This window comes from Streptomyces sp. UNOB3_S3 (assembly GCF_020740895.1).
Taxonomy (GTDB): domain Bacteria; phylum Actinomycetota; class Actinomycetes; order Streptomycetales; family Streptomycetaceae; genus Streptomyces.
Genome location: NZ_JAILXP010000383.1, coordinates 1 through 6,615, shown reverse-complemented (window position 1 = coordinate 6,615; position 6,615 = coordinate 1). Strand labels below are relative to the sequence as shown.

Here is a 6,615-nt window from a genome sequence, read left to right as displayed (position 1 = left end):
GGCTCGTGGAGTCCGCCACCGCCCCCCGGCCCTGGGCCGCCGCGATCCTCCGCGAGGCCGCCGAGAGCGCGCTGCGCGCCGGCGACCCGGAGACGGCCGCCCGCGCTCTGCGCAGGGCGCTCCAGGACCACCCCGAACCCGGCCCGGACCGCGCCCGGTTGCTGGCCGACCTCGCCGCGGCCGTCCGCGACACCGACCCCGCCGCCTGCGAACGCCACGTCACCCAGGCCGTCTCCCTGCTCTCCGGCCCCACCGAACGGGCCCTGGCAGCCCTGCGGATACCGCCGGCCTTCCTGGGCGCGCTGCCCGCCCCCGTCATCGCCCTGCTCCGCCGGACGGCCGGGGAGCTGGGCCCCGCCGCGCTGCTGAAGGGCACGGCCCGCGAGGCGGCCCTGCGCCTGGAGGCGCGGCTGCGCCACGCGGGCCGCGAGGACCCGGCCGAGCTGGGCGCGGCGGTGCGCCGGCTGCGGCGCATGGGGGAGGAGCCCGCGCTGCGCTCGGCGGGCGAACGGGAGCTCGCGGCCGTCCTGCTCCACGCGGCGGCCGTCTCCGGCGCCCTGACGGCGGCCGAGGCGGCCCGTCTGGGCCACCGGATCCTGGAGCACGAGCCGGCCACCCCCGACCGCACCCACTCGGCGCTGCCCCTCGTGGTGCTCGCGCTGTGCGGGGCCGACTCGGTGGACGCCGTCGCCTCCTGGCTGTCCGCCGGACACCGGCTGAGGGATCCGCAGGGCCCGCCGCCGGGCGCCGTCGACCACGCGGAGCGGGCGCTGACGCTCCTGGCCCAGGGGCGGCTGACGCAGGCGCGCGAGCACGCCGAGCGTGTCGTCGACCGGCCGGGGGAGCCGGAGGGCGAGGGGAGCGCGGCCTTCGCCGTGGTGCTCGCCGCCGTCGCGCTGGAGGTGCGCGACCCCGCGTTCAGCGAGCGCGTACTGGCCCTGGGCGGCCGGTGCCGGGCGCCGGGGCTGGTCACCACGTCCATGCTCAGGCTCCTGGAGGCCTCGCTGGAGGCGGGGCGCGGCGACTGGACGGGCGCCCTGGAGACCGTCCTGTCCTGCGGCCGGCAACTGGCCGCGTCCGGCTGGCACGGCTCGGCGCTGTTCCCGTGGCGGCCCTGGGCCGTCAGCCTCCACCACCGGCTCGGCGACCTCGGCGCGGCGCGCGTCCTCGCCGACGAGGAGCACGCGAGGGCCGAGCAGTGGGGCGCGCCCGCCGTGCTCGGCCGCGCCCTGCGGCTGAAGGGCCGGCTGTACGGGGGCGGCCCGGGCGAGGCCCTGCTGACCGAGGCGGTCACCGTGCTCCGGGGTTCGGCCAACCGGCTGGAACTCGCCAGGGCCCTCCAGGAGTTGGGCAGACGGCTCGGCGCCGGCCCCCGGGCGGAGGCGGCGCTGCGGGAGGCCGGGGAGCTGGCCGTGGCCTGTGGCGTGCCCCGGCTGGTGAGACGGGCCGGGCACGAGGAGCTCGGCGCCCCGGGGGTGCCGGCGGCCGTGCTCACCCCGGCCGAACGCCGGGTGGCCGCGCTCGTCGGCCGCGGCCTCACCAACCAGAACATCGCCCGGGAACTCGGGGTGAGTTCCCGGGCCGTCGAGAAACACCTTACGAATTCTTATCGAAAATTGGGGATCACGGGCCGCGCCGAGTTGGCGTCCGTGCAATGGGGTCCGGCTTTGGGGATGACCGGCTGAATCCTTTGTCCGCGCTTGTTGTGCGCGGCTTCCAATAAACCGCCGGTACGGCGCGCCCGGATGTCCGGGCGCGCCGTACGCGCATGTTGGCGGACCCGGGTGACGGGACGCCAGCCGGTAAGGAAACCCCAGGTCACATGTGGTTGTGGGGCTGTTGGTGGGCGGTGGGCGGGCGGTGCGGAATTCGGCCCACCGAAGACCGAAGGGGGGACCGTACCTTTCCCGCGCCCGACCGCAGGTTTAGGACGGGCGGCAGGGCGGTCGTTGACCGCCGACCGGCGGCTATCTAGTCTTCAAGGAGTTCGCCCAGTTCGGCTGCCGGGCCTCGGGACGAGGGTCTGGATTCCGCGTTACAACGCGATTGCATAGCGATTCCGCATGTGTGAAGTGCCATGAAAGGGTCCCATCTCTTGTTGAATTCTGTTCTCGCTTCGGTCGATTCGGCTCGGGTAGCTTCCCAGGACGGCCCGGAGGCCCAGGCGGGCTCCCCGGACGCCCGTGCGCAGTCCGAGCAGTCGGGGCTGTGCATGGCGAGTCTCGACACGTCCCTGACCATCCAGCAGGCGAACCAGGAGTTCTTCCGGCAGTTCGACGGCTCCTCCGAGGAGTTGTGCGGCAGAAGCTTCCGCGACGTGGTGCACCCCAGCGTCCGGCAGCCGCTGATGCGGCAGTTCTCGCATCTGATCGAGGGCAAGCACCAGCGCTTCGTCACCCCGGTCATCGCCGTGGGCGCGGACGAATCCCCCTTCACCGTGCCCCTGACGGCGGTGTCGGTGCGCGGTGGGCTCCCCGACACCACCGCGATCCTGGTGATGATGCCCGCGACCCGGGGCGCCGAGGGAGCCCGGGTGGTGGCCGGCCGCAAGAAGATCCTGTCCGAGATGGACGCGCGCATCCTGGAGGGCATAGCCGCCGGGGTGTCCACCATCCCGCTGGCGTCCCGCCTCTACCTCAGCCGGCAGGGCGTCGAGTACCACGTGACCTGTCTGCTGCGGAAGCTGAAGGTGCCCAACCGGGCCGCGCTGGTCTCGCGGGCCTACTCCATGGGCGTGCTCAAGGTCGGCACCTGGCCCCCCAAGGTGGTGGAGGACTTCATCAAGTGAGCCGGGCGCGGCGGCAAGAGTGCCTAACGCGACAGGAGTGATGCCGTTCCGGACACTCGTCGTCCGTTTCCATCAAAGAAGCGCAAGGTTCACCCGGAAGCGGCTGCGTGTTCACTCTCTGTTTCCCTAAGGTCTGAGCTCTTCCTCCCGACAGCCACAGGAGAGCCGACCCATGGACTCGTCACGGCACCTCGTCGCCCATCTCGGGCTCGACCTCGCCGCCATATGCCTGCTGACCTTCGCGATCTACTACCCCCGGCACCGCCGCCGCGACCTGGTGCCGGCCTATCTCGCCCTGAACGTCGCCCTGTTCACCGTTGTCGCCGCCCTCGCCCAGGTGGGCGGCAACGGTGGGGCGGCGCTCGGCTTCGGGCTCTTCGGAGTCCTCTCGATCATCAGGCTCCGCTCCGACGCCGTCCAGCATGAGGAAGTCGCCTACTACTTCACCACGCTGGTCCTCGGCCTGCTGTGCGGGCTGCCGAACCTCTCGTTCACGGCGGCCGCCGGCCTGAGCGCGGTCCTGCTCCTCGTCGTCTACGCCGCCGACCACCCCCGGCTGTTCGCCCGCTCCCGCCGCTCGGTCGTCACCCTCGACACCGTGCACGCCGACCCCGCCGCCCTCCGCGCCGACCTCGCCCGCAGACTCGGCGAACCCTTCCACTGGACGGTCATGGAGGTGGACTACGTCCGCGATCTGATGGTCGTCGACGTCCGCTACCGCGAACCCGCCCCGGGCGGCGCCCACCCGGCCGGACGGTCCCGGACCGCGCACCGCGCCGCGCCCGCGTGGGAGACCGTGTGACCACCACACCGGCACCACCGGTCCCCGCGGCCGTCCGGGCCGTCGGCGAGGCGGCCGGCGCCGCCGGACCGATCTCCCTGGCCGAGGTCAACGCGCGCGCCGAGCTCATGGCCCGCTTCGACCGCAGCTACCTCGTCCCCGCCGATGTCTTCCTGGCGATGGCCGAAAGGCTCACCGACCCCCGGCGCCCCGGCGGCCCCTTCCGGGCCCTCACCATCGACGGACGCCGCGCCTTCCGGTACCACTCGGTGTACTACGACACCCCGGAGCTCCGCTCCTTCCACGACCACCGGCAGGGCCGCCGCCTCCGCTTCAAGATCCGTGAACGCGTCTACCAGGACAGCGGAGAGCGGCAGTTCGAGATCAAGCTCAAGGGCGGGCGGGGCGACACCGTCAAGCACCGCCGCCCCCTCACCGGTGAGGACACCCCGCTCGACGCGCCCTTCCGGGCCTTCCTCGCGGACACCCTGCGCGACGCCTACGGGATCGACTCGCCCCCCGTGCTGCGGCCGTCCCTCAGCACGGACTACGTCCGCACCACCTTCGTGGCCGACGGCGAGCGCGTCACCTGCGACGTGGCACTGGTCTGCGACGATCTGCGGGCGGGCCGGAGCGTGCGCTGCGCACCCGGCCTCGTCCTGGTGGAGACCAAGACGGCCGGTCATCTGACGGAGGCGGACCGGCTGTTGCACGACAGCGGTATACGCCCGGCGGTCTTCACCAAGTACTGCGGGGCGTACGCGGCGCTGCGGCCGGGGCTCCCGGGCAACCGCTGGCGCCGCGCGGCCCGGCACGCCTTCGGGGAGCCCTGGACGGGCTGAGCGCGGAGGGCCCCTCCGGCGGGCGCCTCAGTGCCCTCCGCCGGGCCCCGCGAGGAGCCCTCCCACCACCGGCAGACGCGTCAACTGCTGCTGGAGCGGCCCCACGAGGGGCTGAAGCGGGCCCGCGAGCGCGTTGCCCGCGTTGCCGGCCGGCGCGCCCTCGGCCGGAGCCGCCTGGGGCTGCGCCTGCGACTGTGCCTGCGGCGCGGACTGGGGTGCGGACTGCGGGGCCGCCTGCGGCGCGGACTGCGAGCCGCCCTCCCGCACCTGGTCCAGGGCGGCGGCCTGCTCCTTCTTGACGAGCGCCCCCGGATTCGGGAGGTCGGCCGCCGCCTGGAAGGACAGCGTCTCGGGCAGCTGCTCGGCGCTCGGGGGCGCCGCCGACGCCTCCGCCGGTGCGACCACGGCGAACGACAGGGCGGCCAGCAGCGGGGTGACGGTGTGGCGCAGACGCATGAGAGCCTCTCTCGGTACCGGAACGACGTACACCACGAAAACGAACCAAAGCCCCTCAAGTCACTGAGGTGCGGTGGATCGCTCCGCGTCACACCCAACGGGCCCTGCCGGTACGGTGATCGCAGCATTTTCCGGTTCGGACGACGGAACGAATGGGGTGGCGACGTGACAGCAGAGGACGCCGGGGGCGCACCACGCGCGAATGAGGACGAGGGCCGGGCCCGGCGGCACGCCGTCGTCATCGGCGGCGGGCTCGCGGGCCTCCTCGCCGCGCACGTGCTCACCGCCCACGCCGACAAGGTGACGCTGGTCGAGCGCGACCGTTTCCCGGAGGGCCCGGACAACCGCTCCGGCGTCCCCCAGGACAAGCACACCCACGTCATGCTGGAGAGCGGCCAGGACGCCCTGGAGAAGCTGCTGCCCGGCATCGTGGGCGAGCTGCTCGACGAGGGCTCGCCACGCGTGGCGATGCCCACCGACATCGTGCAGTGGCAGGCGGGCCACTGGTACCGCCGGACCCGTGCCACCACCCATGTCCTCACCGGCTCCCGGCCCCTGACCGACTGGGTCGTGCGCCGCCGCGTCCTCGGGGGCGGCTCCCGTATCGGGACCGTCGAGGGCGTCGAGGTCACCGGCCTGCTCGGCGACGCCACGCGCGTCCGCGGCGTCCGCCTGCGCGAGCGGGGCCTGCCCGCCGCCTCGGCGGGCACCACTCTGGAGGCCGACATCGTCGTCGACGCCTCCGGCCGCTCCTCCCGTGCCCCCTCCTGGCTGGCCGCCCTGGGCGCCGAGCCGCCCCACGAGGAGGTCCTCGAGACCGGCCTCGCCTACGCCACCCGTTTCTACCGCGTCCCCGCCGGCCAGGAGGACCCCGGCTTCCGGGGCATCTACGTCGTCCCCAACCCCACCCAGCGCTACGGCGGCATCCTGATGCCCCTGGACGGCGGCCGCTGGTCCGTGATCCTCTCCGGCCTGCGGGGCGACGAACCGCCCACCGACGAGGACGGCTTCCTCGCCTTCGCGGCCAAGCTCCCGCACCCCGTCCTGCACGACTGGCTGCTCAAGGCGGAGCCCATCACCCCCATCCACGGCTTCCGCAAGACCGGCAACGTCCGCCGCCGCTACGACGGCCCCGGCCGCCGTCCGGCCGGCTTCCTCGCGACGGGCGAGGCCCTGTGCGCCTTCAACCCCGTCTACGGCCAGGGCATGTCCGTCGCCGCGCTCTGCGCCGTCGCCCTCCGCGACGCCCTCACCGACCCGCGCCGCACACCCTCGACCGGCCGTGTGCAGCGGGCCCTCGTCGAAGCGGCCCGGCAGGCGTGGGACATCTCCTCCGGCGCGGACAAGAACGTGCCCGGCGCGACCGGCAACCTCCCGCGGGGCCGGGCGGTCGACCGGCCCGGGGACTGGTACCTCGCCCGCGTGCAGCGGCGGGCCACCGGTGACCCCGTCGTGGGCGAGGCCTTCCGCCGGGTGCTCTCACTGACCGCCCCGGTCACGTCCCTCTTCGCACCGCCGGTCGCCAAGGCGGTCCTCTTCGGCCCGCACCCGCAGTCCCCGCTGGCACCGCAGCTGACGGCGGAGGGGTAGCGCCCTCAAGCGCCGGACAGGCTGAACAGCCCGTCCGGCGCTTGAGGACAAGGGGGTACGAGGGGGCGCAGCCCCTTCGGAAACGGGAAGGGGCGGGACTGGGGCACCCTCACCCCACGTCGCGGCGACGGAACCCCACCAGCCCCACCGCCACGAGC

The 6,615-nt window shown here is 74.0% G+C and carries 6 protein-coding genes; 5 read left to right on the top strand and 1 reads right to left on the bottom strand.

The genetic code is table 11. The features are described 5' to 3' along the window. From K6I33_RS29485 to K6I33_RS29470, 4 genes are all read left to right on the top strand, one after another. Positions 1–1,685 (top strand): helix-turn-helix transcriptional regulator (locus tag K6I33_RS29485; protein ID WP_229357599.1); only part of this gene is annotated, 1,685 nt, incomplete at its 5' end. 392 nt (positions 1,686–2,077) lie between these two features. Beyond that, positions 2,078–2,788 carry a LuxR C-terminal-related transcriptional regulator gene (locus tag K6I33_RS29480; protein WP_275126801.1) on the top strand — a complete coding sequence of 237 codons (711 nt, stop codon included), beginning with the start codon at positions 2,078–2,080 and terminating at the stop codon, positions 2,786–2,788. Between the two features lie 172 nt (positions 2,789–2,960). Further along, complete coding sequence (locus K6I33_RS29475; protein ID WP_229357597.1) at positions 2,961–3,590, top strand: DUF4956 domain-containing protein; 630 nt, start codon at positions 2,961–2,963, stop codon at positions 3,588–3,590. After that, complete coding sequence (locus K6I33_RS29470) at positions 3,587–4,411, top strand: polyphosphate polymerase domain-containing protein (RefSeq protein ID WP_229357596.1); 825 nt, start codon at positions 3,587–3,589, stop codon at positions 4,409–4,411. The genes K6I33_RS29475 and K6I33_RS29470 overlap by 4 nt, the downstream gene beginning before the upstream one ends. Positions 4,412–4,438: 27 nt before the next feature. Here K6I33_RS29470 and K6I33_RS29465 read toward each other — a convergent pair whose 3' ends face one another. Further along, positions 4,439–4,867 carry a hypothetical protein gene (locus K6I33_RS29465; protein ID WP_229357595.1) on the bottom strand — a complete coding sequence of 143 codons (429 nt, stop codon included), beginning with the start codon at positions 4,865–4,867 and terminating at the stop codon, positions 4,439–4,441. Positions 4,868–5,032: 165 nt separating this feature from the next. On the opposite strand from K6I33_RS29465, the gene K6I33_RS29460 reads away from it, so the two are divergent. Further along, the gene (locus K6I33_RS29460; RefSeq protein WP_229357594.1) at positions 5,033–6,457 is read left to right on the top strand and encodes an NAD(P)/FAD-dependent oxidoreductase; all 1,425 of its coding nucleotides are present in this window, start codon (positions 5,033–5,035) and stop codon (positions 6,455–6,457) included. The last annotated feature ends 158 nt before the right edge of the window (positions 6,458–6,615 follow it).

Coding starts and splice junctions, on each gene's coding strand:
- K6I33_RS29480 (WP_275126801.1), top strand. CDS start 2,078: ATGAAAGGGTCCCATCTCTTGTTGAATTCTGTTCTCGCTTCGGTCGAT.
- K6I33_RS29475 (WP_229357597.1), top strand. CDS start 2,961: ATGGACTCGTCACGGCACCTCGTCGCCCATCTCGGGCTCGACCTCGCC.
- K6I33_RS29465 (WP_229357595.1), bottom strand. CDS start 4,867: ATGCGTCTGCGCCACACCGTCACCCCGCTGCTGGCCGCCCTGTCGTTC.